The following is a 26,785-nucleotide window of genomic DNA, read 5'->3' as shown; positions in this document are numbered from 1 at the left end:
TGGGGAATTAGTCGCTGACGGAGGCAAGACTGCCCGCCTTTAGCCACCGCTTGCCCCGGCTGTTTTGGATGGAGTGGTCAGGTTGTCGCTGGCCACATCAATCGGTTTAAAACTGACTGAAATAGTCACTTTCCTCCAGCACCGGGTCTTCGGTGCTAGTCTGCATCTCTAACAGTTTTTCCGCCAGCTGCTGGCGCACCTCGGCGTAGTCTGGATCATCAATCAGGTTATTAAGATTGGCTGGGTCCTCGACGATATCGTACAGCTCTTCGGCGGGTCGCTTTTCGGTATTCAGGGAAAAGTAGGGCTCAATGGGCTGGCCATTTTGATCGCGCAACAACCAGGGGTAGGCCTCGGTAAAATTGGGTGGGTCGCCGTTGGGCCAGCGGTCAATAAAGTAGTTGCGCACATAGAGATACCGCTCACTGTGTACCGCCCGCCGCGGGTAGGTGGCGTTGTTCGCGCGGGCACTGGGGCCGTGGCGCTCGTAAGCCGAGTAGGCGACACGATTGGCATCGGGTTCGGCTTGGCTGGGTGCAGTTAGCAGTGCCAGCAGACTACTGCCCACCAGCCCCTCTGGTGGTGTGACTTGGGCCGCTGCGTAGAGGGTGGCGGTGATGTCGACCAGGCTGACCACCTCGTCGATGCGCTGCTGCTGGCTTGAGTAGTCTGCTGGCAGACGGATGATCAGCGGCACGTGGACACCGTACTCATAATTTTGTGGCTTGGCACCACTGAACGGCATGCCGTTATCCGAGGTGAACACCACCAGAGTGTTGCTCTCCAGCCCGTAATCTTTTAACAACTGCAGGATTTTGCCCAGGTCGTTATCGAACCACTCAATCTCCTGCAGGTAGGCGGAGAATTCCCGGCGCACGGCTGGTGTGTCGGGCAGTGTTGGTGGTAGAAAATCCTGTGGTGCGATACCCGCAAACCGGCTGCTGTCGCCAGGTCCATAGGGGCGGTGGGGCTCTGTGGAGCCGACCCAAAAGGAGAAGGGTTGGTTGGCCGGGCGGCTGTCGAGAAACTGTCTGAAATTGGCGGCCAGATCACGGGCGTCTATCCCCTCGGGTACCGAGCTATATTGCAGCTGATTGAATTCTCTGCCCGCGGGGTTATTGTTGCGTGCCGGTTTGTAGGCGCCCGGGCCCCACCCTTTACCGGTGAAACCGACGTAATAACCCGCTGCGGCCAGATTATCCTGATAGGAGTTAAACCCTGCCGGCCATGCACCTTCCAAGAGCGCTGCGGATTCTGTCTGCCATACATGTTTACCGAGCAGAATGGCGGCCCGCGATGGGGTGCAGGAGGGGGCGCTGACATAGGCTTTGCTAAAGTAGGTTCCCGCTTCGGCCAGCTGTTCGATATTGGGGGTGTTAATGTAGGGGTAGTCGAGGGAGGTGTGCTGCCAGGATTGATCGTCGGTGACGATAAACAGAATATTGGCTTGAGCTGGTGGTTGTACAACCGGATTATCGGAAGATGAGTCGGGTTTGTCGCTGCCACAGGCGCTTACGACCAGGGCCAGTCCGATCAGAAATATCGCACGCATTTATTGATTGTATCCCTACAAAATAGCCAGTTTGCAAACGGGCGATAGCACAAGAGTGGCGTCGTCTATGCCCGGTAGCTTGAACCGGGCGGCGGCAATTATAGGCGGAAAAATTCTGCGCCTGCCAGTCAATTTTTCAGACTGGCAGTGGCTGTGGTTTGTGGCAATAAAGCGAACAGTTATTGCCCAGGCATGGCGGCTTTGGTGGCCACAGTTGAGTCGCTCGGCCGATTGGCTATTATTAATGCGACCGGCGCAAACTCGACAGTGGCGCAAAGGTGATGTCAACCGATTTGATTGCGAGGCTGTCTAAAAATTTAATTGATAAACACGAGGATGAAAACGTGGACGATTACAAACCTTGGGGTATGGTGACAAACACCTTTTTAATGCTGATGCATTTAAGCCAGCTGGCCGGCTTTGTGGTGCCGGGTGCCGGTTTGGTGCTGCCGATTGTGATGTGGGCCACCAATAAGGATCAGTCACCGGAAGTGGATCGCCACGGCAAAAATATTTTGAACTGGATGATCAGCCTGACTATCTACTCCATCGTCTCCTGTATTTTAATTATTATCTTTGTCGGTTTCCTGGCGCTGTTGGCGCTGATGATTCTGGATCTGATCTTTGTCATTCTGGCCGCGGTGAAGGCCAACGAGGGTGAGCTCTGGCCCTATCCGCTCAGTATTAAATTTTTTAAGGTGGAGTAAACCGTTGTTGACGCTTCCCGAAATAAAAAACCACCGCTAAGCGGTGGTTTTTTTTGCCTTAACCTGGGCTGGATTAGGGTTAGCCTTTGTCGATGGCAACGTTACCCAACATCATATCGCCGGTGGGCTGGTCGATCATATTGTGCGGGAAGCAGCGCTCAATGGTGCTCACCTCGGCCAGTTGCTTGAGTTGCTCGCTGCTGAATTCGATGGCCAGTGCGCCCAGGTTGTCCTGCAGTTGGGCGAAGGTGCGGGCACCGATAATGGGGGAGGTGACCGCCGGGTTTTGTAAGGTCCAGGCGAGTGCCACCTGAGCCGGAGTCGCGCCTAACTGTTGCGCGATAGCGACCACCACCTCGGCAATGGCCAGGCTCTTTTCGGTAAGCCGGCCGGTGGCCAGGTTAATGGTTTTACGGTCGCCCATATTGGGCTTGGCCTGGGGAATAAGATCATCTCGGCTGTATTTGCCGGAGAGCACACCGCCGGCCAACGGCGACCAGGGCAGTACACCCAGGCCCATCGCCTGCGCCATGGGCATAAACTCCCGCTCCACCGTGCGCTCGGTGAGGTTGTAGGGTACCTGCAGGGCAATCAGTGGTGCCCAGCCGCGCAGTTCGGCCATGGCCTGCAGGCGCGACACCTGCCAGGCGGGAGTATCGGAAATACCGACGTACAAAATTTTGCCGGCGCGCACCAGGTCATCGAAGGCGCGCAGTATCTCCTCTACCGGGGTGAGGTTGTCCCACAGGTGCAGGTAGAGCAGGTCGATATAGTCACTGTTTAATCGCTTCAGGCTCGCCTCCACCGCCTGCACCATATTTTTGCGGTGATTGCCCGAGGCGTTGGCCTTGCCCGGGTTCATGGTCAGGCTGTATTTGGTAGCCACCACCATCTCCTCGCGCACCCCCTGCACCAGGCGGCCGACCATCCGTTCCGACTCCCCCTGGGCGTAGAAATTGGCGGTGTCGATAAAGTTGCCACCGAGCTCGGTGTAGTGGCTGAACATCTTTTCTGCTTCGCTGAAGTCGGTGCCCCAGCCGGGCATGCCAAAGGTCATGGTGCCAAGCGACAGCGGCGAGACGCGCAGTCCGGAGCGGCCAAGTAGCCGATAGTGATTAAGTGCTGGGGCCATGGGAATCCCTCGTGATACGTGCTGGATGGGCGGCTTGGTGGTGGGCCATTATTGCCCAATAGGGTTTAAAGCGCAGCGTGTGGTTTGGCTGGGTGGGTGGTTTAGGCGCCGGCCGATGGGGTTCGGCCGGCGCTGATACTACGCTGGCTAATTAACGGCCCAAGGCTTCGGCGCAGACAAATTTGGTTGACGACCAGCCGCCATCAAGCGCGATGGTTTGGCCGTTGATGTAACTCCCCTCCGGTGAGGCGAGGAAGTAGATCAGGTTGGCCACGTCGTCGGCGGTACCTTCGCGATCAAAGGGGGTGATCTCGTGGTTGGTGCGTTGGAAGTAGTCGCTCTCCCAATAGGCGTCGGTCATTTCGGTTTTAATCACACCCGGCGCCACCAGGTTGGTGCGAATACCTTGCGGGCCGTAGTCGCAGGCGAGGCTGCGGGTCATGCCCACCAGGCCGGCTTTGACCGTGGAGTAGGCGCCGCCGGCCATGCCGCTGGTGATACCAAACACCGAGCCGATATTAATAATGGCCGCACCTTTACCCATCACGTTGAGGGCTTCGCGGGCGAAGCGGAAGGGGGCCTTGAGGCTGATGTCGATCACTTCATTGAGGGTGTCGTCGTCGGTATCTTTCACGGGCGCCCACTTGCCGGCACCGGCGTTATTCACCAGGCAGTCGAGGCGGCCAAAATTGTTGATGGCGGCCTCCACGGCGCGTTTGGGAATATCGGCTTCACGCACGTCACCCGCCACCACCACCACCTGGGCTTTCTCAGCCAGCTGCGCGGCCAGCTCTTGCAGGCGCTCTTTGCGGCGGGCAACGGCGACAATATTAAAGCCGCCCTCGGCAAAGCGACGGGCGGTGGTTTCGCCAATACCGGAGCTGGCACCAGTGATAATTACAACGGGTTTTTCTGAAGAGCCTGTCATTGTTTCCTCTCATCCACGCAGGTGGGCGGCAGTCGCCGGCAGGAGAGCCGCCGCTAAGTTTATTGTTCATTTATTTATCTGCGGCACACGTGGCCGGGAGTGAATCTGGCCACAGCCGCTGGCCAGGTAGCCAAGCCGACTCACTAATGGCGTGATCATACACCTTATCCAAATTTGAATCGGGCCGCCGGCGAGGGCGAAGAGGAGCGACTGCTGGTACAGGTATTTCGCTGATCCGATTCAGACAATTTTGGCGACGGCTGATGTGCATTTAGCGGCTCTTTTTTGGGGATGCCTCACACGCCCGGCAGGCACCTTCCCGGTGAGGGCGAAGTTCACAGTTTTATTAGATTGATCTGTTGTAGATTGCGCGCGGTGGTGCGGAGGTGGTTGGCCGGCAACCCGCCACTAGCTTCGAAGTGATTAATTTGCCAGCCTGTTGGCCTGGAAAGTCTGACAGTTTATTACTCCTGCTATTCATGAGTAATTTTGCGTCGGCTTTTGGGCCTGGTTCGATGGTTGATAGGAGAAGACCTTCGAAAATCAGGCGTCTGTTGACTGTCTCTTTTCGCTATTGTGGCTTTATTTAAAACCCGGATTTGCATTTTTTAAGCGCTATCGGGCGATGGCAAAAGTCTTTGGTCGGTCATGTTTTCGGCGTCTCACGCAGTTGCACGGAGCGGTAATTTTCTGCATTGGATTGACCGACTATTTTTTCGTTTGCGCCACTCATTGGAAATGCAATTGGTTGGCACTCCTGCAGAAAAATACCCGGTGGTAGTTGTGGGGTTTAATGTTTTTGTTGCCGGGTTACAGCAGGAATTGGTCAGCTTTATTTTTCTGCTATTGCCGCTGTTTGTGTAAATACCTTAACTAAACAAAAAATTTAAAAACGAAAGGTACTACATGAAAAATATAAATCGTCGTAATTTTATCAAGGGAAGTGCTTATTTGGGGGCGGCTTCGGCCGCGGCCGGCAGTGTTGCCGCCAATGCCACCATGGGTTCGCTGGTGCCCACCTACTTTAGTTACCGCAAATGCGCCGTAATTGGCTCCGGTTTTGGTGGTTCGGTGGCGGCTCTGCGTTTGGGGCTGGCCGGTAAGAGCACGGCGCTAATTGAGCGTGGAAAGTATTGGCAGTACCAGGGCGAAGATACCTTTCCCGTGGTGGCCGATGCCGCGCTCAACGGCGATGGCCGCACCACCTGGCTGGGCGATGTTGATGGCGCCACGGGCAACTACCCGGTTTCTCGTTATACCGGTTTGCTGGAGCGCATTAACGGCGACACCACTCATTCGGTGGTGGGTGCCGGTTTGGGCGGTGGCTCCCTGGTTTATGGTGGTGTCCTGCTGCAACCGCGCCGGGATCTGTTTGAGCAGGTGTTCCCGTTTATCAACTACGACCAGATGGACAGCCAGTACTACCCACGGGTGTTGTCGTTGGTGAGTGGCGGTACCATTCCGGAAGATATCCTCAACACCAACCAATACAGCGCCATTAAAACCTTTATCGATAACGCCACCGCCGCTGGTTTGACGGTGACCCGTTCGCACGTCGGTTTTAACTGGAATGTGATTCGCAAAGAGGTGACCGGTGAGATCAACCCGTTTGCCTCGGTGGGTGAATACGTTTACGGCTGTAACAGCAATGCCAAAAACACCCTCGATAAAAACTACATCAACCAGGCCGCCGCCACCGGCAAAGTATCGATTTTCACCCTGCACAATGTGACCACGGTTAAACAGACCTGGGGTGACAGTTACGAAGTGCACTGTGAGGTGCTCAATGAATTGGGCGATCTGCTCTATCGCCATGTGATCTACTGCCAATACCTGTTTATGGCGGCGGGCGCGGTCAATACTCCCAAGCTGCTTTTGAAAGCCAAGGCGTTGGGTGATCTGACCGGCCTTAATGATCAGGTTGGTCAAAATTGGGGTGGCAATGGCGATGAGCTGATGGGCCGGCTGATCTACAACCCGGCGGTTAACCCCATTCAGGGTGGGCCCCCGTGTGTGGCGGCGCACGATACTAATAACCCAATCAAAACCGTGGGCTTTATGCATTCGCCTTCGTCAGGTGGCGCCCAGGGGCTACCTGACGGGGTGCGCCTGCAGCTGCACATGGCGATGAGTGTGCCCGACGCTTTGGGCAGTGTCAGTTACAACCCGGCCACCAACGCGGCGTTTGTCTCCTATCCGGAAGCTGCCAATCAGCTGGACCGCCAGGCGCACTACATCAGTTTGGCAAAAATGCAGCATCTCGATAACGGTGTTATTCCGGGCTCGGCGATTGGTTCCTCCTCTGCCATTTGGCACCCACTGGGTGGCGCGGTGATGGGGGCGGCCACCAGCGAGCTGGGCGAGGTCTATGGCCAGAGCAATCTGTTTGTGGTGGATGGCAGCCTGATGCCGGGCTCAACCGCCGCCGCCAATCCCTCGCTCACCATTGCCGCCAATGCGGAGCGTATTATGGAGTCGCTTATTCCACAGCTGTATTAAAAAGCTGCTGCTGATTAGCCTAGGGAAGGGCTAATCGGCATTTCCTGCAGTGCTGCGTAAACTGTCGATAAGCTTACGTGTTCAGTCGGGAAATATCCTCTTGCGGGGCTTTAACATGCGCACACAGATTAGGCGCCGTCCACCAGCCACAGCCAATTACAACAACAAGTGTGTGCTGGGCAGAAGAGGATCAGATACATGTCTTTTGAGCTCAATAGAAAACTGGCCGCCCCGCGCGCGCCACTGCCAACCTCCGCCAGCGTCGACACCGTCACCGCCAGCATTATTCGCGGGGCACTTGAAACCATCTGCTTTGAGGCGGCCACCCACCTGGGCCGGGCGGCTTCATCCCCCATCATCAACCAATCCAACGAACGCAACTGTAGCGTGATTGATGCCCATGGCCGCCTGGCGGTGGGCTCCATTGGTACGCCGCACCTTACCTTCGTGACCCAGCTCACCGTGCGCTACGGACTGATGAACTTTGAAGAGTACGACTGGGGCCCGGGTGATGTCTTCCTGGGTAACGACCCGGACCACGGCGGCGGTCACCTGCCGGATTACAACGTCTACGCCCCCGTCTTCGATGACAACGGCGAGCTGATTCTGGTGCAGGCGCTGCAGGCGCACCAAGGCGACACCGGTGGTAAAGACCCAGGTGGTTTTACCCTGGAGGCGACCGATATCTTCACCGAAGGTTTGGCTATTCCCTGTTTGAAGCTGGTTCACCGCGGTGAAAAACGGCGCGATGTGATCAAGCTGGTGGAGCGCAACAACCGCTTCGCCACCTTTGCCGGCGACCTGGCGGCCATGATCAGTGGTGTGCAGAAGGCGGTAAAAGCCTATGAAGATCTGATTCGCAAGTGGGGCGCCGACAAGGTGAAGTCGGCGGTCAACTACATGATCGACCACTCCGAAGCCCGTTTCCGGGAAGAGGTGAGTGCTTGGCCGGACGGCACCTACGAGGCCGATGTGTGGGTGGATGCCGATACCCAGGGCACACCGGATGTAAAAGTACACGTCGCCTGTAAGGTCGATGGTGACAAGCTCAGCGTTGACCTCACCGGTACCGACGACCGCCAGGAGCTGGTCGGTGTGTGGAACACCTTCGGCAACAGCCGTGGCTACATCATGACCCAGCTGGTGGCGATGGTAGACCCCACCATTCCCAAAAACGAAGGGCTGTTCAACGCCGTGGAGATGATCATCCCGGAAGGTTGTATCGCCCACCCGCCACCGAACAAACCTGCTGCCCTGGGCTCCTTCCACCCCGCTTGTGAGATCACCGAGGCGGTGTGTGTGGCGCTGTCGGAGGTGGTGCCCGGTCGCGCCCAGCCCCAGGTCTACAAGATTGGTATGCCCAACGCGGTGATCGGTTTTTACGACAACGGCATGATGTGGATGGACCAGGGGGTGGACACCCGCTCGATGGACTCCTCCGCCGTGCAGGGCATCGATGGCTGGGGTTCCTGCCCGTCGGCACTGGGTAACCTGCTGCTGTCAGAGGCGGAAGACGCCGAGGTGCGCTTCCCGGTGATTAATATGAGCCGGGAGATGGTCACCGACGGCGGTGGCGCCGGCCAGTGGCGCGGTGCCCCGGGCAGCCTCAATGTGAAAAAGGTGTTGGAGCCAACCTCGGCCATGGCCTGGATGGTCTCTGCCAAGCACCCGTTGCGCGGTATGTGTGGTGGCGACGACGCCATCCCCTACAGCAACCACTTTGAGGTGGGCACCGAGAATGAATACAAAATTGAGCTGACCGCCCAGGCCATGCTGCCCAAGGGTGCGGTCATCGCTTATCAACACGGCGGCGGCGCCGGCTTCGGTGCGGCTCTCAAACGTGACCCAGAGTCGGTAAAGGAGGATGTGCTCGACGAGTACGTCAGCCTGCAAGCCGCCCGTGAAAAATATGGCGTGGTGCTCACCGGTAGCCTTGAGGAGTACGACCTGGAGGTGGATGTCGATGCCACCGCCGCATTGCGCCAAGAGATGAGCGCCGCCCAAGGAGCAAGATCATGAGTTATCGCGTAGGTATCGATATCGGCGGTACGTTTACTGACTTCGCCATGCTCAAGGGCGACGAAGTGATACTGCACAAAAATTTAAGTACTCCGGAAGATCGCTCTTTGGGGGTGATGCACGGCCTGGAAGTATTGGCCAAAAAAGAGGGGCTGACGCTCTCGGATTTCCTCGGCCAATGCGATGCCATCGTGCACGGCACCACCATCGCCGACAACACTCTGATTGAGATGAACGGCGCAGTGACCGGCCTGATCACCACCGAGGGTTTTCGCGATGAGGTGGAGTACCGACGTGGTTTTAAAGAGGACATTTGGGATGTGCGCCTGACGCCGCCGCAACAGATTACTCCCCGCCGTCGTCGCCTGACGGTGCCCGAGCGCATCCTGGCCGACGGCAGCATTTACAAAGAGCTCGATGAGAACGCTGTCCGCGATGCTTGTCGCCGGCTGACAAAACAGAATGTCGAGTCGGTGGCTATTTCGCTGCTGTTCTCGTTTGTGAATGCCGAGCATGAACAGCGGGTGGCGGCCATTGTGCGCGAGGAGATGCCCGAGGTGAATATTTCGGTATCGCACATGGTGCTGCCGCGCAGCCCGGAGTTTGACCGCACCAGCACCACCGTGGTGAACGCCTACGTGGCGCCGCGGGTCACCTCCTACCTGGAGAAGCTGGTCTCCCGCCTGCAAGAGGGCGGTTACCAAAACCAGCTGATGGTGATGCAGGCCAGCGGCGGGGTGATGACCAAAGAGTATATCGATGGCTCGCCCATCCGCGTACTGGCCTCCGGCCCCGCCGGCGGGGTGATCGGCTCGGCCCACGCCGGTACCGCCAAGGGGGCGCGCAACCTGTTGTGCGTCGATATGGGCGGTACCTCCTACGATATGTCGATGGTGGTTAACGGCCAGGCGCCAGCGGTGGCCGGCTGGAACATTCACCACCGCAACCTGGTCGGTGTGCCCATGGTGCAGGTCGAGACTCTGGGTGCCGGTGGTGGCTCCATTTGCCACGTTAAAGGTGGCGAGATTCAGGTCGGCCCGGCTTCTGCCGGCTCCGAGCCCGGCCCCATCTGTTACGGCCGTGGCGGTACCCAGCCGACTGTGACCGACGCTCTGCTGATGCTGGGGATTCTCTCCGATGAGACCGACTTTGCCGGCGGCAGCTTTTCACTGAGTCGCGCTGGGGTGGAAGAGGCATTCCAGGCCATCGGCGATGAGATGGGATACAGCGCCGAAGAGGCCGCCTTCGACAGCTGGCGGGTGGTTAACGCCAATATGATTCAAGGGGTACGCCGCACCACTGCCGGCAAAGGGGTCGACCCGCAGGATATGGCCATGCTTGCCTACGGCGGTAACGGCCCGGCCTTCGCCGCGGTACACGCCGATGCCTTGGGTATCGACCGGGTATTGGTGCCGAAAGCGTCACCCACCTTCTCGGCTCTGGGTACCCTGGTGGCCAAGCCCACCATCGACGAAGAGCGCTCCTGTATCTGTGGTGTGGAAGCGCCGGACCTGGAGAAACTGAAAGCGCTCTGGCAGGAGCTCGAACTCCGGGCGGTGAAATACTTCCAGGACGCCAAGTTCAGCCGCGATCAGATCACCGCTCACTACCAGCTCAATATGCGCTATCGCGGCCAGAACTGGGCGATCAGCTTCGATATGTTCTCCGCCACCGGCGCGGGGGATCTCTCCTTCGTGTACGAGGGGCTGGGCGACAAGGCACTGGCGGCCTTTAACGAGCGCCACCTGCAGGAGTTTGGCCATATTCGCGATGCCGAGCTGCCGGAGATTATCGGTGTGCGCCTGGTGAGCAGTGTGAACACGCCATCACCGGTGGTGGGCGAGGGCTTTAACGCCAAGAGCGTCGCGGCCAGCCCCTATCGCACCCGTCGTGCCAATCTGGGTGAGGGCTTTAAAGAGACCAATATCTACCGCGGTAGCGATCTGCCACCCGGCAGCGAGGTGATGGGCCCGGCCATTATCGAAGAGACTTTCACCACCATTGTCGTCTACCCACACTGGAAGGCGTTGGTCGATGACGCCGGCGACTACGAGCTGCGCCGGGTGTATCAGGTGAATTGAGCCGTAACCGGCTTAACCAGCGCGGCAGGGAGGCTGCGCTGAATAGTGGTTAGTAAGAAATGCGTGAATAGATTGACCGGTATTAGTCGCTGACGGAGTCGGCACTGGCGCCCAGTACCACACGGCGAAACTGTTTTGGGGTCTGCCCGGTCCAGCGTTTAAAGGCGCGGCCAAAGCTGGACTGCTCGGCATAGCCCAGGTTGGCGGCAACATCGTCCAGGGAGAGCTGCTCCTGTTGCAGGTAGTCCTTGGCGAGTTCGGTGCGCTGGTGCTCCAGAATGTCGGAGAATTTCTGGTCGGCGTCGCTTAGGTGGGACTGCAGCGTGCGTACCGACATACCGAGCTTATCGGCGCAGCGCTCGATGGTGCAGCTGCGTGAAGCGAGGGCGCCGCGCACGTAGTCCTGCACGCGTTCGACAGTGGTTTTGCGGGCGGCGGCTTTTACCTTATCCAGGTAACCGCCCAGCAGTTTGTAGATAAGCCGGTTGGCGCTGGCGACTGGATGGCTGAGGAAATCGGTGTCAAAGGCGATAGCGTCGCCTTCGATATCCTGGCGCAGCGGGCAGCCGAGATAGCGCTCGAGTTCGGCGATATCGCGCTCGCGCACCTCGTTGGAGAGCGAGACATAGAGCGGCCGGAAATCGGGGCCACCGATTTGTTGCAGCAGTTTGAGTTTGAGTACCACGGCCTGGAAGTTGGCCTGGTCATTACGGCCCAGGGTCTGTGGTACATACCAATGCAGCTCGGTGATTTCCGAGCCGATTGCCAGGCGTAACTCGGCGCTGGGCGAGTGCACAACCGGAATAAAATCGATAAATCGGTTGAGTGATTCATGCAGATTGGTGGCGGAGCGGCAGAGGGCGGTAACGCAACCAAATACATCCGGTTCCTGCAGCCGGGCAAGGCGGGCACCAAACAGGGGTTCGTCGAATGCCTTGCTGCAGTACTCGAGTAGGTCGACGAGAGACTTAACAGGAATAAAGTGGTCCGGGTCCCGGGCCAACCAGGGGTCGATATCGAACTTCTCGAGAATGGCTCTGGGTTCGCCGCCAATGCGCTGGATTAAGGTGTTGAAGCCACTGAGGTTGGCACTGCGCATCTGGCCTTCGGCAGGCATAGAGTCCAGGGGGCCGTCCAGGCTGAAAAACGAAGCGGCGCTACTCATTCTGTTATCTCTCTTATGGGCTGGCAGTGGGCATGCGAAGAATCATTGTGAGTGGAGCGCGCGCCGGCTGGCAAGATTGTTTTAGCGAGTGGTCTTTTATACTATTGAACAGTAGTGTTGAATAATAGTGTAGCGACTGTTAAGAGTGACTGTAAAGGTGGTATCCGTAATGAGAGATTTTCAAGAATTAAAAGAAGAAGCGAAACAGTGGATCCGTTACGAGAAAGATAAAGCAACGCGCATCGCCACCATAACCTTTACCCGGCCGGAGGCGCACAACGCCGCCACCACCGGCATGCGCCAGCTCTACGCTGAACTGGTGCACAAGGCCAATATCGATGACGACGTTAAAGTGTTGGTGATTCGCGGCGAGGGTGACAACTTCGGCACCGGTGGCGATCTGCCGGAACAGGCCGATTTCTACAAGGGCGACGGCGAAGATATCTCCCTGCTGCACGAATTTGGCATCAACGACCCAGATGTAAAATACCCACCCCGCGACTCCTTCCGCTTCCTGCACGGCATGACCGATCACTACGCCAAAGCGGCGGCCGGTAACCGGCCCCTGCAGGAGTTTAAAAAGATCAGCATTGTGGAGGCCAAGGGCTACTGCTACGGCTGGCATTTTTATCAATGTGCCGATGCCGATCTTCTGGTCAGTGCCGACGATGCCCTGTTTGGCCACCCCTCATTTCGCTACGTGGGTTGGGGCCCACGCCTGTGGACCTGGATAGAGACCATCGGCCTGCGCAAGTTTTCGGAAATGTTATTCACTGGTCGCCCCTTCACCGCTGAAGAGATGGATAAGTGCAATTTCATCAACAGTGTGGTTGAGCGCGAGCAGCTGGAGCAGGAGACCAAAAAGTACGCCGAGGCCTGCGCCCGCACCCGGCCCATGGATGTGGTACAGGTACAGAAAACCTTTATGGAGATGTACAAGCAGTACAACGGCGAGTACATGGGCAGCCTGCTCACCGGTTTTGTCGAAGGCATGTTGCCGATGATGAAAAACGATCGTGCTTCTGATGTGGCGTTTGGTGAAGAGACCTTCAATAAGGGCTTGAACAATGTGGTTAAGGATATCGATATGCAGTACCCACCGGAGTGGCGCCTGCAGCGTTCCAACCGTAAAAAACCATAACCACACAGCAAAACCGCGTTAACACAGGAGCCCGACGGGTGTCTGCACTAACCAATATCAAAGTACTGGAGATCGCCACCACCGTCAGTGCCGAATACTGCGGCAAGCTGTTGGCGGATTTCGGTGCGGAAGTCATTAAATGCGAAGCGCCCGACGGTGGCAGCCCCACCCGGTCACTGCCACCGTTTGCCGCGGGCGAAAGCGGCCTGTTTGCCTATCTGAATACCAACAAACATTCGATCGGTGTGGCGCTCGATGCAGATGCCGGCCGCGCAATTTTAGTATCACTGCTGGCCAAGGTGGATGTGCTGGTGTGCGATCAAGCGGCCGCCTGGTTTGAGGCTTTGGCGTTAACGCCCGAGCAGATGCTGGCCGCCAACCCCAAACTCTCGGTGTGTGTGATTACCCCCATGGGCTTTGAGCAGTCCAATGAGTATGCCCAGTTGGAGGATCTCAATGTGTTGCACGCCAGCGGTTGGGGTTACCACACGCCCAGTGCCGCCGACCCTGCCAAACCACCCTTGAAAGGGCCGGGGCCGCATCTGGTCAGTTACGAATCCGGCCTGGATGCCGCGCTCTGTATTACGGCGGCGCTGTTCGAACGGGAAGCGAGCGGCTTGGGGCGTTTTATCGATATCTCCAAACAGGCGGTGATGGCTTCGCGCACCGACTATGTTCTGGGGCAGATGATCGCCGGCGATATGAATGTTAGTAATGATCGCCGCGCCTACGACCTGGCCGGTCCGGCCGATATCTACCCCTGTGCCGATGGTTTTATCTATATCTGGATGTCCGCCCCCACACACTGGCAGGCATTGGCCACCATGCTCGGTGCGCCGGCCTGGATGGCCGATTTCCCTGAGAATTGGCTGGAGCGTGAATGTACGCCCGAGCGGGTGGCTGTCTGCCGACAGCATATTGGTGAATGGTTGCTGAGCCAGAAGAAAGAGTCCGTGGCGGAGACCGCGCAAAAGCTGGGTTTGATAGTGGTGCCGGTGAACAACACCGGCGATCTGCTGCACTGCCCTCAGTATCAATTCAGGGAATATTTTAAAACGGTCGACCACCCACACTTGGGTGCCGTGAGCTACCCCACTGTGCCCTATAAAATGAGCCTTACCCCGGCGGCGTTGAACACGCCGGCACCGGCGCTGGGCCAGGATAATTCACGCTATCTGGCACAAGTGGAGGCAGAGGCATGAGCATGAAAATGCGCGGTGGACCCTTGGCCGGTGTGCGTGTGGTCGAATTAACCAAGGTGTGGGCCGGCCCCTACACCGGTAAGCAGCTGGCCTTTCTCGGCGCTGAGGTGATGCGCGTTGAGAGCTTGGGTTCTCTGGATGTCACCCGTTTTTACGGTGTCGACGACATCAACAAGGCACCCGGTTTTCGCGCGGTAAACCCGCAAAAAATGAGCGTGCAAATCGACTCCAAAACCGAACGCGGTGTAGAGCTGTTGATCGACCTGATTAAAGCGGCCGATATTTTTATCGAGAATTTACGCCCCGGTGCGGTTGACCGTATGGGCATTGGCTACGAACAGATCAAAGCCATCAATCCCAATATTATCTATGTCTCCATGGGTATGTACGGCGCCGAAGGACCACTGGCCTATCAGACCGGTTACGCCCCCTGTTTTGCCGCACTCAGCGGTTTGAGCGCCATGGTTGGCTACGAAGGGGAGGCGCCCACGGGTATGAATATTCGCTACGCCGACTCCACCTTCGGTACCGCCGCCGCCTTTGCCGCCAGTGTGGCGCTGCTGCATCGTCGGCGCACAGGCCAAGGCCAATTTATCGACGTCTCCGCGGTAGAGGCCATGACCAGCATGATTGGCGATACGGTAATGGACTACACCCTCAACCAACGGGTGGGCGTTTGTGATGGCAATAAACACCCGGGCATGGCACCGCATGGGGTCTACCCCTGTCGCGATGACGAGTGGGTCAGTATTGCCGTGGCCAGCGATGAAAAATGGCAGGCGTTTGTGGCCGCTACCGGCTTAACCGCCCTGGCCAACAACGCTGAACTGGCCACCCTGGCCGGGCGCAAAGCCCAGGAAGAGGCACTCAACAGTGCCATCGCCGACTGGTCACAGAGCCAAAGCGCCGAAGAGATAGTCGGCTGCCTGATGGCGGCCGGTATTGGCGTACACAAAAGTTTGAGTTCATTGGATTTGATTGCCGATGCCAATCTGTGGGGTCGGGGGTTTTATCAGGAGGTTGAGGATGCCGAGGGTAATGCCCGCTCTATTCTTGGCCCGGCCTGGAAAATGACTCGCCCGGCGGCGGTGGTGGACGATGCGCCAGCACTGGGGCAGCACAATCAATATGTATTGGGTGAAATCCTGGGGTTATCAGAGGCGGAACAAGCGCAACTGGTGGCCGATGGTGTTATCCGATAAACCGTGGTGGTAGTGGGGAAGCACCGAAACTTATGCACAGCAAAACGCTGTGCCTTGTATGCAGATAGCTGGTAACAACAATAACAAACTGGTAGCTGTAAATCGGAGGTAAGAAGTGGCTGAGACATTATTTGCTTTTGATAAAAATAATTATCAGACCTGCCAAGAGCGTTATCGCGGCGATAACAATCAGGAGTATTACTTAGGTGACTACTCCATTGAAGCGGGTTCGGTAATTGATGTGCGCGCGGACAAAAAATCGGTGGGTGCCTGTTCGGTCATCAACCTATACTCGAGAACGCGCCTGAACTTTAAGCGCTCCTGGTATCACATTCGCCAGGATGCCACCGATGTGATTGTGCTCTGGTTTGTTAAACGTGGCAGCCTGCGCATTACCCACGCCAACGGCGCCAGTGTTGCCGACGCCGGCGATTTCGCCATTACCCGCTCCATGACACCCTTTTCAATTGAGTGTCTGCCCAACGAGGAGCCTGCCCATGAGGTGCTGCATGTGCTGGTGCCGGCGCACCTGTTCCGCACCTACATTCCCAACGATGTGGTATCCGGGTTTACGGCGCAGGCCAGTGGCAAACTGTTTACCATTGTTGAGCAGCTGCTCGGCGAAATATTGGTGGATGGTGGCGAGCTCTCCAGCAACGCCCAGCAGGTACTGCTCAACAGCGCATTAGCGGTTTTATCGGATGCTCTTAAAGGCAGTGAAAACCTCACCCGCGAGCGGCAGAGCATCGCCGATCAGCGTTTGGAAGAGGTGCTGCGCTATATCGAGATTCACCTCTCCGATACCAAATTGAGTACCGCGATGGTGGCCGATGCCTGTGGCATTTCACCGCGTTATCTCTCCTCGCTGTTAAAGCAGAAGGGCACCTCCTTCTCGGAACACATTTGGGATCAACGCCTGAAAATTGCCAGTCGTTGGCTGGCCTCCACCAAGCCCAATGAGATATCCATTGCCGAGGTGGCATTTCGTGTGGGCTTTAAAAGCCCGGCCCATTTCAGCCGCATGTTTAAACGGGTCTACAACAAAGGGCCGCGGGAATATCGTGCCGAGTGCCTGGAGACCATCACCGACCAGCATCCAAAACTGTTTGCCGGTAATGGCGCCAGCACTTTGCAATAGAATTTGAATACAGCATCACAGCCCAGCGCAATTTTCCCTGGGCTTGTTTTAATTTAAGTAGGAGGAAATGGTGAGCCAAGAGCTATCTGGAAAAGTGGCAGTAATAACCGGTGGCGCCAGTGGTATCGGCCGGGCGACCGTTGAGCTCTTTGTGGAAGAGGGAGCCAAAGTAGTATTCGCCGATGTTAACGACGATGCGGGTAAGTCGCTGGAGGCTACACTCGGCGGCAACGCCATTTATAAACACACCGATGTGTCCAAACCGGAAGAGCTGCAGGCGTTGGTCGATTGTGCCATCACCACGTTTGGTGGCCTGCATATTATGTTTAACAACGCCGGTATTTCCGGTGCTCAGTACGATCGCTTTCTGGATGATCCCTTCGACGACTTTGACAAGGTGGTGGGTATTAACTGGTTGGGAGTGATTAAAGGCAGCCAGTTTGCCGGCCGCCATATGGCCAAAAATGGTGGCGGTGTCATTCTCAATAATGCCTCTATCGCCGGTGTCTTGCCGGGCCACGCCTTGATGACTTATCGCTCGACCAAGGCAGCTGTTATTTTGGCCAGTAAATCGATGGCCATCGACCTGGCCGAATACGGCATTCGGGTGAACTGCCTGATCCCCGGCCATATACGCACACCGCTCAATGCCTACACCGAACCCGGTATGAGCGAAGCGCAGAGCCAAAAAGTGCGTGATGCATTGGCGCCGGTGTGGGACTCCAACCAACCGCTAAAACGTCACGGTGCGCCGCGCGATGTGGCCCAGGCTGCGCTCTTTTTATGCAGTGACCGCGCCGCTCAAATTACCGGTATCACAATGCCGATAGATGGTGGTATTACCGCCGGCGACCCGGTCAATCACCTGCGCGAAATTTGGGATGCCCGGGCACAGGCGCTGGCCGAATTTTCCTAACCGCGTGTGAGTCAAATTTAACGAGCGAAATTTAAGCAAAGGGGTTTAAGACGAGGGTTTAAAGGAGAGAGCTGAAGGAGAGATTTGTAAGGAGAGCGAGCATTACCTAGCGCCGGCCTAAGCCGTGCAAACAATAAAAAACAATAACAATTGGCCACGCTACACGCCTGTGGTGTGGCCCTTTAGGAGGTAAACATGGCTGAGACTACACAGAAAAAAATAACAATGGTTGTCAGACCTTTGGTGTTGGCAGTAGCTGCGGCGGGTTTCACTACCGCGGGCTACGCGCAAAGCAGTGACAACGAACGGGCAAGCGTTATGGAGGAGGTGGTTGTCACCGCTCGCCGCCGTGATGAGAGTTTATCAAAAGTCCCCATTGCAGTTACAGCAATGAACGATGAGGCCTTGGATGCTCGGCAAGTATTAACTGACTCCGATCTTCAGTTTGCCGTTCCAGGTTTAACCATTCGACAAACGCAGGGCAATAATTCATTAACCTATTCTATCCGCGGTCAATCTGCCGATACTTTCAGTGGTTCCCCCTCAGCGGTTGTAGCTTACATGAACGAAGTGCCGTTAACCGTTAGTGGCGCATCGACTTTTTACGATTTGGAATCTGTTCAGGTTTTAAAAGGACCACAGGGAACGCTGTTTGGTCGCAATACCACCGGGGGCGCGGTGTTGTACACCTCGGCTAAGCCAACTAACGAATTAGAAGGCGAGCTCACTATTCGCGGTGGCAATTTTGATATGACCGAAGTGCAAGGTGTTATTAATACACCGATTGTCGATGATACGGTGCTGTTTCGCTTGGCCTTTAACAGCCTAGAGAAAGATGGCTACATTGATAACATTACCACCGGTGCCACCCACGGGGATGTTAGCCGTGACAGTGTGCGCATGTCGTTAACTGTGCGCCCAAGTGATAGCTTTGAAAATACCTCGGTTTACGCCTACTCCCGCATTGAAGGCACTAATACCGGCGCTACCTATGTGTATAGCGTATACAGTTTTGGTGATACCAATAACGGTTTCAATTTGAATGGGTTCTCCTCGTTTTTATTTCCCGATTTAGTCGCTTATGCTGATGAGCAGAAATCGTTAGGGCTCTATAAAACATCTCATCCCTTTGGGGCCGAGCACGTAGGCGAAGATCAGGTATTTACCAATACCACCACGGTTGATATCAGTGAAAATCTGCAGCTCAAAAATATTTTGGGTTACACCAAAGGTGATACCGACTCAGAGCAACCAGCGCTTGGTGCACCATGGGTCTCCTTTGCTACACGCAATGTTGTTACTGGTAAGGTGGGTAACGAATTTGAGCTGGAGTCTTTCTCTAATGAGTTGCAACTAAGTGGCGAAGCGGCGGAGGGTAAATTAAATTACATCGTTGGCTTTTATTACCAGGATAGTGATAGCGAAACTCTGTGGCCACAAACTTATTTCCTGGATACTGCCTTTTTCCAGGTGGCAACCAGCCATTTTGGTATCTCAACCGAGACCGCCGCGCTTTATTCGCAAGGTACTTATAGTCTCACCGATAGCGTGAAATTAACGGCTGGCTATCGTTACACAGAGGAAGATGTCTCTATTGAGCAGCTTCCCGGGGCCGACTTTTATAATTTTCCCGGCTTTTCCAATAATCAGGATGAGACCTTTACCGGTGATTCCTGGGAACTTGGTATTGAGTATGACGTGAGTGATAGCTTGTTCGCCTACGCAAAGGCTCGTGCCAGTTTCCGCAGTGGTGGCTTCAACGGTTCTGCACCACCGTTTAATGCTAACGCTACCGGTGGCGGTAATAAATTTGATGAGGAAACCGTTCAAGATTTTGAGATTGGTGTGAAGTACGAGGGCGAGTTGCTGGATCTGCCAACGCGTATGAGTTTGGCGGTTTATCAGCAGACGGTAGACGATGTGCAGCGCATTGAGTTTCCCGACCCGGATCCTTACCCCAACGGATTGGATTTAGCCTCAATTGCTGTAACCGCCAATGTTCCTGAGATGGAAGTCAAAGGTTTTGAGCTGGAGATGTCGATGTTGTTGTCGGAGTCTTTGGAGATGGGTCTGATGGCTGCCATTACCGATGCGGAATTTACCGATGGTGATACCACTCTCTTTGGTGTGGATTACAGTTACAGCCCAGTGGCAAATACTCCCGAAACGACTTGGTCAGTATGGGCTAAATGGTCGCTGCCTATCTCAAGCGAAATGGGTGAGTTGGATCTCTTTGCTGAATACTATTCGCAAGATGATATGTATTTCTCTAATACCGCAGATTCTATTGCTCCGGATACCGAGCTTCCCAGTTATGAACTGGTCAATGCTCGTTTCAACTGGAGCCATATTATGGGCAGTGATTTTTCCGGTGCGTTGTTTGGTAAAAACCTAACCGATGAGGAGTATTTTGTTGGTGGCATGGCTCTCGGTGCTTCTCTCGGCCACAACGCCGCCGCGGTGGGCGAGCCACGTACCTACGGTGTGGAGCTCTCCTATCAGTTTTAAGTAGTAGCCCTGCGGCCGTTTCGGTCGCAGGGTTTTTTGTTTAAAGCATGGGCCGGAATCGGCTGAATTAAGAGGTTAATCAATGAGCACAGTGACAGTAACTTTTGTGCAACAAAATGGCGAAGAGAAAACCTTCAGCGATTGCAGCGTAGGTGAGTCGTTGATGAATATCGGTCGCGACAACGAAGTGGAGGGCATTCTTGGTGACTGCGGTGGCAGCTGTTCCTGCGGAACCTGTCATGTTTATGTCGCCGACGAGTGGCAGGCCGCCGTGGGTGCTGCGGACGAAATCGAAGAGATGACTATCGAAGGGGTGGCGCCAGAGACCATGCAGCCCAGCAGTCGTCTCGGCTGCCAGATTATTCTGACCGAAGCGATGGATGGCCTGAAAGTGACCGTGGCCCCGGCGGAAGAGTAAGCCCGCCAATTTATTGAGACCGATGATTCGGCGGCTGCTTGGGCAATTAACCCCTACGCCCTGGACAACGCCAGATAGGAAGCGACACGCGGAGAAAACACATGAGTACTACAGAAATCTATGACCTGGTCGTCGTCGGCTCCGGCTCGGCGGGTGGCATGGCAGCCCTGCGGGCGGCCGATCTTGGTCTTTCGGTGTTGATCATTGAAAAGGCCCATAAATACGGTGGTACCTCCGCCACCTCCGGCGGTGTGATGTGGCTGCCCAACCATCAGCTGGTGCCCAGTGACGACAGCCGGGAACAGACCATGGAGTACCTCAGTCACCTGTTGCGCAGCGAGATCCAAAAAGATCGGCTGGATGCCTTTGTCGATGCCGCCCCGGCCATGGCCGGCTACATGAAAAAGGTCGGCATTCCGGTGATGCCCTCCGCCTGGCCGGACTACTTCGCCGGCACTCCGGGTTCCCGTGCCGACCGCTCGGTGATTGTTGATACCTTCGATGGCCGCGAGCTGGGCGATCAATTCCTGTTAATGCGCGAGCAGTACTCCCGCTTTAAACCCTTTAAGCGCTACGCCATGGACGTGATGGAGTTCTTCTCGCTCTCCACCTTCGCCCCGGGTTATGTCAAAACCTTCCTGAAGATGGCCTGGCGCTACTGGACCGATTTCAGCACCCGTATGTTGGGCGGTCGCGATCGCCGCTTTACCATGGGCGGCGCACTGATGGGCCACCTCTTCAAGCAGGTGTTTGATCGCGGTGTGGAGGTGCGTTTGGAGACCAAACTGGATGAGCTGATTCTCACCGATGGTGAGGTGACCGGGGTCAAGGTGAGCAACTTCGGCCGCCAGTATGAGATTCATGCCCGCCACGGGGTGGTACTCTCGGCCGGTGGTTTCGAATGGAACCAGGAGCTGCGCGATCGCTATCTGAAGGTGCCGGGCTTAACCCGCTACAGCAGCTCACCGGAAGATGCCAACCGCGGCGAGGCGATTATCGCAGGGCTCGATATCGGCGCCGAGGTGGAGCATGCCGAGGCCTGCTGGTGGATTCCCACCATGCACTGGCCCATGCCCAAGGCCTCCAACTTTGATGAGATTCACCAGGCGGCGTTTGACGTTGGCCGGCCGCACAGCGTTTGTGTGAACCGCAATGGCGACCGTTTCGTGGATGAGGCCTGCAGCTACGACGAGTTCGGCGAGGCGATGGTCAAAAACCAGCTCGAGACCGGCGCCAACTGCCCCTGCTGGCTGGTGTTCGATGCCAACTTCCGGGAGAAATTTACCGCCGGTGGCTTCCTGCCCAAAATTCTGATGCCGGACTGGTCGGTACCGAAAGATTACTGGGATCACTACGTCTTTAAGGCGGAGAGCATTGAGCTGTTGGCCGCCAAAATTCATGTGCCGACCGATAAGCTCAAGTCGGTGGTGGCTAATATGAACCAGTACGCCCGCAGCGGTGAGGACCCCGAGTTCGGCCGGGGCAGCAACGACTACGACCGCATGTTTGGCCACTTCAGTGTGACCCCCAACCCCTGCTTGGGCCCCATTAATCGCGCCCCATACTACGCGGTGCCGATCAACATGGGTGACCTGGGCACCAAGGGTGGCTTGAAGGCCGATGCCAAGGGCCGCGTGCTGGACGCCAAGGGCGAACCCATTGCCAACCTCTACGCCGCCGGCAACAACTCCGGCAGCCCGTTCGGCAACCTCTACCCGGGTGCCGGCGGTACCATTGGCCCGGCCATGGTGTTTGGTTATGTCGCGGCTAACGACATCGCGGCGCGAGCTGGTAAACTGCCGGCGGAAGAAACCAAAGAAGCAATGGAAACCGCCTAGATTATGACCACTACTATCCCCACCTACGAAACGCTGTTACTCACTCGCAGCGGCCGTGTTCTGACCATCACCATGAACCGGCCGGAGCTGCTCAATGCCGTTAACCTGAAGTTGCACGAGGAGCTGGCCGAGGTGTTCACCTTTGCCGCCGCCGATGTCGAGTGTGATGTGGTGGTGTTTACCGGTGCCGGCCGGGCCTTCTCCGCCGGTGGGGATCTGGAGCATATCCAGCGCAACGCCAACAACGCCGATCTGTTCGATGAAGAGGTGCGCCTGGCCAAGCGCATCGTCTTCTCCATGCTCGATCTCGACAAGCCGTTGGTGTGCCGATTGAATGGTCACGCGGTGGGCCTGGGCGCCACCCTGGCACTTTTTTGCGACATTATCATCGCCTCAGAGAAGGCCAAAATTGGCGACCCGCACGTGGCCGTGGGGCTGGTGGCGGGCGATGGCGGCGCTATCATCTGGCCGCAGTTGATCGGCTTGTGCCGCGCCAAAGAGTATCTGCTGACCGGTGAACTGCTCACCGCCAGTAAGGCGGCGGAGATTGGCCTGATCAACCACTGTGTCGCCCCCGAGGCACTGGATACCACCGTCGATGCCCTCTGTGAGCGACTGCTGGCGGGCTCCAGAAATGCCGTACGCTGGACCAAAATCCTGCTTAACCAGGAGCTCAAGCGCGTCACCCACAGCCTGCTTGATACCGGCTTGGCCTACGAGGCGGTGAGTATGCGTCAGGCCGACCACCGCAACGCGGTGCAAGCCATGCTCGATAAATCCAAATAGATAAAGTTGCTTGGCCAGTGGTGCGTTACCCGGGCGGTAGCGCACACCGGCCAGGTTCATTCAGAAGCGCCGCCAACAACCGTCACCAAACCGGTGACAACACCTAAACATAAGAGTTAAAGGCCGAGAGCCAGCCTATGCCACACTACAAAATGGTGGTATTGAGCAACCCCTTTCCCGGACGGGAAGCGGAGTGCGATGAGTGGTACCGCCACCAGCATCTGCAGGATGTGGTCGCGTTGCCGGGTTTTATCGCCGCCCAACGCTTCCACCTGCAACACCCAATCCAAGAGCCCAACCCCTACCGCTTTATGGCCATCTACGACATTGAGTCCGACGATATCCGCCAAACCCTCGGCGGTTTGGTAACGGCGGCGGAGCAGGGCACCCTGGTGGTCTCCGATGCGCTCGATACCGAAAACGCCTACGCCGTAGTCTATGAAGCCAGCGGCGAGCCAGTGCTGACGCTCACCGCCAAAAAGTGCCAGCCCCAAAAATCATCGCCCTGATTAAGCCTCAAAAACCTCGAATAAATAATAAGGAGTGGCAATGGCCAGACGAGTCAGTGAAATAGCCGAAGAGATGGCGGACCGGGAGGCGATACGCGACACCTTAATGCGCTATTGCCGCGGCACCGACCGCTGCGACGAAACACTGTTGCGCAGCGCCTACTGGCCGGATAGCCACGATGATCATCTGGAGTTCTCCGGCGATATCGAGCAGTTCATCGCCTACTCCAAACCCATTCTGCAGGCCATGCGCTACTCCATGCACATGCTGGCTAATTGCCTGATCTGCATTGCGGGCGACCAGGCCGATGTGGAGAGCTACTTCCAGGGTTACCACTCCATACCCGATGAGCAGGGCCACCGTCGCGACGCCTTTGCCGCCGGCCGCTATCTCGATACCTTCGAGAAGCGCAACGACGAATGGCGTATCTTAAAACGGTTTGTGATGGTCGATTGGTTTCGGGAGTTGCCCGACAGCGCCGATTGGCAGGCGGGCCCGTTTGGCATGGGCGACAAGGTCAAGCGGGGCGATCTGCAGCCGGACGACTTCAGCTATCACCTTCTCAGCCGGTTGCGTTAGTTAACGCAGAGTAACTGCATCCAACCTGCTCTGGCGCTATTCCCGGGCGCGGTTGCTTCGCGGGCTGATCCAGGCCAGTGAGCGTTGCAGCCTCCGCTTTAATGACCCCAAGCCATGGCTGTCGCTAAAGCTTGCGGCATAGGCGGCGGGCATTCGCCTGGCCGGCTCGGTTCGCTCAACAATGGCAAAGCTGCCAACCTCTTTGTCGGCCACTTGCCCATGGTGGGTTCCCTCAGCCAGGTCGGCGAGTGACCGCGCGTAGCCCATCATCAACTCGGCACCGGCAACGATCAGCGACCCGTTTTGCTCTGCCGTTGGCGCGTCGTTGGCGGCCACCCCGTTTGCCGTACTGCCCCACAGACCGGGTGAGCCCCGGTCGTTCTGCCCGGCCATGACAAAAAACCGCTTGTTGGCCCTGCCTGCCCACTGCGCATAACGGTTGCTTGCCTCCGGCTCAAGGCCGCCACCAGCCAAGGTAAGGTAGCGCAGCGAGGGGAGGGGGTGCTCGCGGAATTGGTGTGCTTCCAGCTGTTCGATATCGTCTGCGGCGCAGGTCAGTGAGGTTATGCCCGCCTGCTGGATAAATTTGATAGCCGCATCACCGGCCAGCGGCTCACTACCGAGGTGAACGGTGGCGCCACTCGCCAGATGACTATTGAGCACCGTTAAACCGTAACAACTGTGCAGTGGCAGGGTGAGCAGGGTTTTGTCGCCGCCGCCTATCTGCAGGTGCTTGCCGATGGCCGCGCTATTGGCGGCTAGATGTTGGTAGGAGAAGCGGGCGTAACGGTCACTGTCGCCAGCTTGGTTAACCACCAGCGCCAGGTCGGGGTGTAGCGATGCGACCTCTGCCTCTTTGTTGGCGTTCAGCTGCCAAACATGGCTCTCGCTGCGATCGCAAATCCACTGGGGCTGAAACTGTTGGCGAATGGCGCTGCTCTGTGCGCCGTTGTGACGGGGGCATAGGATGGCGGTGTGGCCGCCGTAGAGGGCGCCGTAGAGGGCAACAACCGTTTCCAGGGAGTTGTCGGCGGCGATCATCACCAGCGATTTGGTGCTACCCATCGATTCGGCAACGCCGGCGATGCGCTGGTGCAGCTCGGCATAGGTTAACGTGCGGTCATCATCGACGAGAGCCACAGTGCTCCCGAAGGACGAAAGAGATCGCCAAAACATGAGTTCGCTCCCTGAGTCTTGCAGTGGTGGCATTTCCGTGAACACCGTCACATATTTAATCCTAATTCAAAATGGCGCGCAATTACGCATCTTACCCAACTATCCGTGATAAGAACCGGTTATCAATTGAGAAACCCTGGGTGATTACTTTGTGAACGGGTGGGGAAGTGGCTAAGCGGTTCAGGGAGCCGTGCACGGGGATAGCGACCAGCGCAGAAGCGAGCGTTGGCTCCAGCTGGATTGTGGACGGCTTGGCCAGGGCCATTATTTCTGTTGATTTTTTATGCGGTTAAGGCAGAATCTGCGGCCCCTGGGTCCTTGATTGCACTGTATGCGGTTCATCTCTTTCAACCTGTTTCGAACACTCGGCCTGCCCGACGTCAGCTATATCAAACCGGAAGAGTATCAAAAACATCCGCACCGCTTTCAGGGCCAAATTGATGAGGCCGACTGGCTGCTTTTTCCCGAATATTGGCAGCTCAATGGCCTGGAGTACGGCTCTTCAGCCCGTATCTTTCCAAGCCCCGCCAGTTATCGTATCGGCCACGACAAGATCGAAATCACCCGCGCCTGCCAGCTGCTGGTGCCCAACAATCTACCTACCACCTGGATTACCAAAAACAGCCCGGAAGAGGCGGAGCGCCTGTGGCAGCTGCTGGATACCCCGTTTGTTGCCAAGGAGGCTAAATCGAGCCAGGGGGTGGGTGTCTGGCTGATCGAAAACCGCCAGGATTGGCAGCACTACCTCACGCAGGTGGATCGCCTCTATGTGCAGGAGTATCTGCCCATCGACCGGGATCTGCGCATTGTGGTGGTGGGGGAAGAGGTGATTGCCGCCTATTGGCGCCTGCAATCGGATCGCAGCTTCCACACCAACGTCTCCCGCGGTGGCGAAGTGAGTTACGACGCAGTGCCGGCGGTGGCTATTGAGTTTGTGCTCTCGCTGGCCAAGCGCCTGGGGGTTAACCACGCCGGCTTTGATGTCGCCATGGTGGGCGATCACCCCTACCTGCTGGAGTTCAACCGGCTGTTTGGCAACCAGGGTATCCCCGGTGGTGGCAAGGCCATTACCGAAGCCATTCTGCGTTACCTGAGCCAGCAGGGCGACGACGACAAGCCTAACAGTCCCAACAGTCCCAACAACCCCAACCGCCCACGGCGGCTGCCGATCGCGGTTTAGGCCGTTCTTCCAGGGGCGACCTTTGCGCGCCCAATTGCGACTGCATATCCCGCTTCCGACAGGGCTCCGCCCAGCCTGGCCTGCCGCGTGGTTATTGTCTTATTCCGG

General features: G+C 56.8%; 21 protein-coding genes. 16 read left to right on the top strand and 5 right to left on the bottom strand.

Translation table 11 applies throughout. The features are described 5' to 3' along the window. Nucleotides 1–106: 106 nt before the first annotated feature. A complete protein-coding gene (locus SBL51_RS05595) occupies nucleotides 107–1,552 on the bottom strand; it encodes a sulfatase (RefSeq protein WP_317929869.1) in 1,446 nt (481 codons plus the stop codon). 344 nt (nucleotides 1,553–1,896) lie between these two features. Here SBL51_RS05595 and SBL51_RS05590 point away from each other — a divergent pair, with 344 nt between their 5' ends. Further along, nucleotides 1,897–2,259 carry a DUF4870 domain-containing protein gene (locus SBL51_RS05590; RefSeq protein WP_317929867.1) on the top strand — a complete coding sequence of 121 codons (363 nt, stop codon included), beginning with the start codon at nucleotides 1,897–1,899 and terminating at the stop codon, nucleotides 2,257–2,259. Between the two features lie 79 nt (nucleotides 2,260–2,338). Here the strand turns inward: SBL51_RS05590 and SBL51_RS05585 are convergent, their stop codons facing one another. Beyond that, the gene (locus SBL51_RS05585; RefSeq protein ID WP_317929866.1) at nucleotides 2,339–3,391 is read right to left on the bottom strand and encodes an aldo/keto reductase; all 1,053 of its coding nucleotides are present in this window, start codon (nucleotides 3,389–3,391) and stop codon (nucleotides 2,339–2,341) included. A gap of 151 nt (nucleotides 3,392–3,542) precedes the next feature. Next, nucleotides 3,543–4,319 carry an SDR family oxidoreductase gene (locus SBL51_RS05580; protein WP_317929864.1) on the bottom strand — a complete coding sequence of 259 codons (777 nt, stop codon included), beginning with the start codon at nucleotides 4,317–4,319 and terminating at the stop codon, nucleotides 3,543–3,545. A 906-nt stretch (nucleotides 4,320–5,225) separates the two neighbouring features. Between SBL51_RS05580 and SBL51_RS05575 the strand changes: the two genes are divergently transcribed. From SBL51_RS05575 to SBL51_RS05565, 3 genes are all read left to right on the top strand, one after another. Further along, nucleotides 5,226–6,818, top strand: a complete 1,593-nt coding sequence (locus SBL51_RS05575) for a GMC oxidoreductase (protein ID WP_317929862.1) — start codon at nucleotides 5,226–5,228, stop codon at nucleotides 6,816–6,818. Nucleotides 6,819–7,016: 198 nt separating this feature from the next. Next, complete coding sequence (locus SBL51_RS05570) at nucleotides 7,017–8,837, top strand: hydantoinase B/oxoprolinase family protein (RefSeq protein ID WP_317929859.1); 1,821 nt, start codon at nucleotides 7,017–7,019, stop codon at nucleotides 8,835–8,837. Then, a complete protein-coding gene (locus tag SBL51_RS05565; protein WP_317929857.1) occupies nucleotides 8,834–10,918 on the top strand; it encodes a hydantoinase/oxoprolinase family protein in 2,085 nt (694 codons plus the stop codon). Before SBL51_RS05570 ends, SBL51_RS05565 begins: the two co-directional genes overlap by 4 nt. An 82-nt stretch (nucleotides 10,919–11,000) precedes the next feature. Here the strand turns inward: SBL51_RS05565 and SBL51_RS05560 are convergent, their stop codons facing one another. Continuing rightward, complete coding sequence (locus tag SBL51_RS05560; protein ID WP_317929855.1) at nucleotides 11,001–12,083, bottom strand: helix-turn-helix transcriptional regulator; 1,083 nt, start codon at nucleotides 12,081–12,083, stop codon at nucleotides 11,001–11,003. Between the two features lie 169 nt (nucleotides 12,084–12,252). Between SBL51_RS05560 and SBL51_RS05555 the strand changes: the two genes are divergently transcribed. The 11 genes from SBL51_RS05555 (at nucleotide 12,253) to SBL51_RS05505 (ending at nucleotide 24,321) form a co-directional block, all read left to right on the top strand. Further along, nucleotides 12,253–13,224, top strand: a complete 972-nt coding sequence (locus SBL51_RS05555) for an enoyl-CoA hydratase/isomerase family protein (RefSeq protein ID WP_317929853.1) — start codon at nucleotides 12,253–12,255, stop codon at nucleotides 13,222–13,224. A gap of 38 nt (nucleotides 13,225–13,262) precedes the next feature. Next, on the top strand, nucleotides 13,263–14,426 hold the full coding sequence (locus tag SBL51_RS05550; protein WP_317929851.1) for a CaiB/BaiF CoA transferase family protein: 1,164 nt from the start codon (nucleotides 13,263–13,265) through the stop codon (nucleotides 14,424–14,426). Beyond that, entirely contained in the window at nucleotides 14,423–15,628 is a 1,206-nt protein-coding gene (locus tag SBL51_RS05545) for a CaiB/BaiF CoA-transferase family protein (protein ID WP_317929849.1), read from the top strand. Before SBL51_RS05550 ends, SBL51_RS05545 begins: the two co-directional genes overlap by 4 nt. Before the next feature lie 115 nt (nucleotides 15,629–15,743). Next, nucleotides 15,744–16,766: an AraC family transcriptional regulator gene (locus SBL51_RS05540; RefSeq protein ID WP_317929847.1), complete on the top strand. Its 1,023-nt coding sequence runs from the start codon at nucleotides 15,744–15,746 to the stop codon at nucleotides 16,764–16,766. 94 nt (nucleotides 16,767–16,860) lie between these two features. Continuing rightward, complete coding sequence (locus SBL51_RS05535) at nucleotides 16,861–17,682, top strand: glucose 1-dehydrogenase (protein ID WP_317929845.1); 822 nt, start codon at nucleotides 16,861–16,863, stop codon at nucleotides 17,680–17,682. A gap of 195 nt (nucleotides 17,683–17,877) precedes the next feature. Beyond that, on the top strand, nucleotides 17,878–20,190 hold the full coding sequence (locus SBL51_RS05530) for a TonB-dependent receptor (protein WP_317929844.1): 2,313 nt from the start codon (nucleotides 17,878–17,880) through the stop codon (nucleotides 20,188–20,190). 82 nt (nucleotides 20,191–20,272) lie between these two features. Next, nucleotides 20,273–20,608, top strand: a complete 336-nt coding sequence (locus SBL51_RS05525) for a 2Fe-2S iron-sulfur cluster-binding protein (RefSeq protein ID WP_317929842.1) — start codon at nucleotides 20,273–20,275, stop codon at nucleotides 20,606–20,608. 101 nt (nucleotides 20,609–20,709) lie between these two features. Continuing rightward, nucleotides 20,710–22,446 carry an FAD-dependent oxidoreductase gene (locus tag SBL51_RS05520; RefSeq protein ID WP_317929839.1) on the top strand — a complete coding sequence of 579 codons (1,737 nt, stop codon included), beginning with the start codon at nucleotides 20,710–20,712 and terminating at the stop codon, nucleotides 22,444–22,446. Between the two features lie 3 nt (nucleotides 22,447–22,449). Beyond that, nucleotides 22,450–23,232, top strand: a complete 783-nt coding sequence (locus tag SBL51_RS05515) for an enoyl-CoA hydratase/isomerase family protein (protein ID WP_317929838.1) — start codon at nucleotides 22,450–22,452, stop codon at nucleotides 23,230–23,232. A 137-nt stretch (nucleotides 23,233–23,369) separates the two neighbouring features. Then, nucleotides 23,370–23,741: a DUF4286 family protein gene (locus SBL51_RS05510; RefSeq protein WP_317929837.1), complete on the top strand. Its 372-nt coding sequence runs from the start codon at nucleotides 23,370–23,372 to the stop codon at nucleotides 23,739–23,741. Nucleotides 23,742–23,781: 40 nt separating this feature from the next. Further along, nucleotides 23,782–24,321 carry a nuclear transport factor 2 family protein gene (locus SBL51_RS05505; protein WP_317929835.1) on the top strand — a complete coding sequence of 180 codons (540 nt, stop codon included), beginning with the start codon at nucleotides 23,782–23,784 and terminating at the stop codon, nucleotides 24,319–24,321. Nucleotides 24,322–24,357: 36 nt separating this feature from the next. On the opposite strand, the gene SBL51_RS05500 is transcribed toward SBL51_RS05505, so the two are convergent. Beyond that, nucleotides 24,358–25,497 carry an AMP-binding protein gene (locus SBL51_RS05500; protein ID WP_411860453.1) on the bottom strand — a complete coding sequence of 380 codons (1,140 nt, stop codon included), beginning with the start codon at nucleotides 25,495–25,497 and terminating at the stop codon, nucleotides 24,358–24,360. A gap of 331 nt (nucleotides 25,498–25,828) precedes the next feature. On the opposite strand from SBL51_RS05500, the gene SBL51_RS05495 reads away from it, so the two are divergent. Continuing rightward, a complete protein-coding gene (locus SBL51_RS05495; protein WP_317929832.1) occupies nucleotides 25,829–26,677 on the top strand; it encodes a hypothetical protein in 849 nt (282 codons plus the stop codon). The last annotated feature ends 108 nt before the right edge of the window (nucleotides 26,678–26,785 follow it).

It is taken from the genome of Halioxenophilus sp. WMMB6 (assembly GCF_033283405.1).
GTDB lineage: Bacteria > Pseudomonadota > Gammaproteobacteria > Pseudomonadales > Cellvibrionaceae > Halioxenophilus.
This window is presented reverse-complemented; position numbering and strand designations above follow the sequence as displayed.

Bases quoted from the DNA above. Each gene is read 5' to 3' on its own strand.
- SBL51_RS05595 (WP_317929869.1), bottom strand. From the start codon at position 1,552: ATGCGTGCGATATTTCTGATCGGACTGGCCCTGGTCGTAAGCGCCTGT.
- SBL51_RS05585 (WP_317929866.1), bottom strand. From the start codon at position 3,391: ATGGCCCCAGCACTTAATCACTATCGGCTACTTGGCCGCTCCGGACTG.
- SBL51_RS05580 (WP_317929864.1), bottom strand. From the start codon at position 4,319: ATGACAGGCTCTTCAGAAAAACCCGTTGTAATTATCACTGGTGCCAGC.
- SBL51_RS05575 (WP_317929862.1), top strand. From the start codon at position 5,226: ATGAAAAATATAAATCGTCGTAATTTTATCAAGGGAAGTGCTTATTTG.
- SBL51_RS05570 (WP_317929859.1), top strand. From the start codon at position 7,017: ATGTCTTTTGAGCTCAATAGAAAACTGGCCGCCCCGCGCGCGCCACTG.
- SBL51_RS05565 (WP_317929857.1), top strand. From the start codon at position 8,834: ATGAGTTATCGCGTAGGTATCGATATCGGCGGTACGTTTACTGACTTC.
- SBL51_RS05560 (WP_317929855.1), bottom strand. From the start codon at position 12,083: ATGAGTAGCGCCGCTTCGTTTTTCAGCCTGGACGGCCCCCTGGACTCT.
- SBL51_RS05555 (WP_317929853.1), top strand. From the start codon at position 12,253: ATGAGAGATTTTCAAGAATTAAAAGAAGAAGCGAAACAGTGGATCCGT.
- SBL51_RS05545 (WP_317929849.1), top strand. From the start codon at position 14,423: ATGAGCATGAAAATGCGCGGTGGACCCTTGGCCGGTGTGCGTGTGGTC.
- SBL51_RS05530 (WP_317929844.1), top strand. From the start codon at position 17,878: ATGGCTGAGACTACACAGAAAAAAATAACAATGGTTGTCAGACCTTTG.
- SBL51_RS05525 (WP_317929842.1), top strand. From the start codon at position 20,273: ATGAGCACAGTGACAGTAACTTTTGTGCAACAAAATGGCGAAGAGAAA.
- SBL51_RS05520 (WP_317929839.1), top strand. From the start codon at position 20,710: ATGAGTACTACAGAAATCTATGACCTGGTCGTCGTCGGCTCCGGCTCG.
- SBL51_RS05515 (WP_317929838.1), top strand. From the start codon at position 22,450: ATGACCACTACTATCCCCACCTACGAAACGCTGTTACTCACTCGCAGC.
- SBL51_RS05510 (WP_317929837.1), top strand. From the start codon at position 23,370: ATGCCACACTACAAAATGGTGGTATTGAGCAACCCCTTTCCCGGACGG.
- SBL51_RS05505 (WP_317929835.1), top strand. From the start codon at position 23,782: ATGGCCAGACGAGTCAGTGAAATAGCCGAAGAGATGGCGGACCGGGAG.
- SBL51_RS05500 (WP_411860453.1), bottom strand. From the start codon at position 25,497: ATGTTTTGGCGATCTCTTTCGTCCTTCGGGAGCACTGTGGCTCTCGTC.
- SBL51_RS05495 (WP_317929832.1), top strand. From the start codon at position 25,829: ATGCGGTTCATCTCTTTCAACCTGTTTCGAACACTCGGCCTGCCCGAC.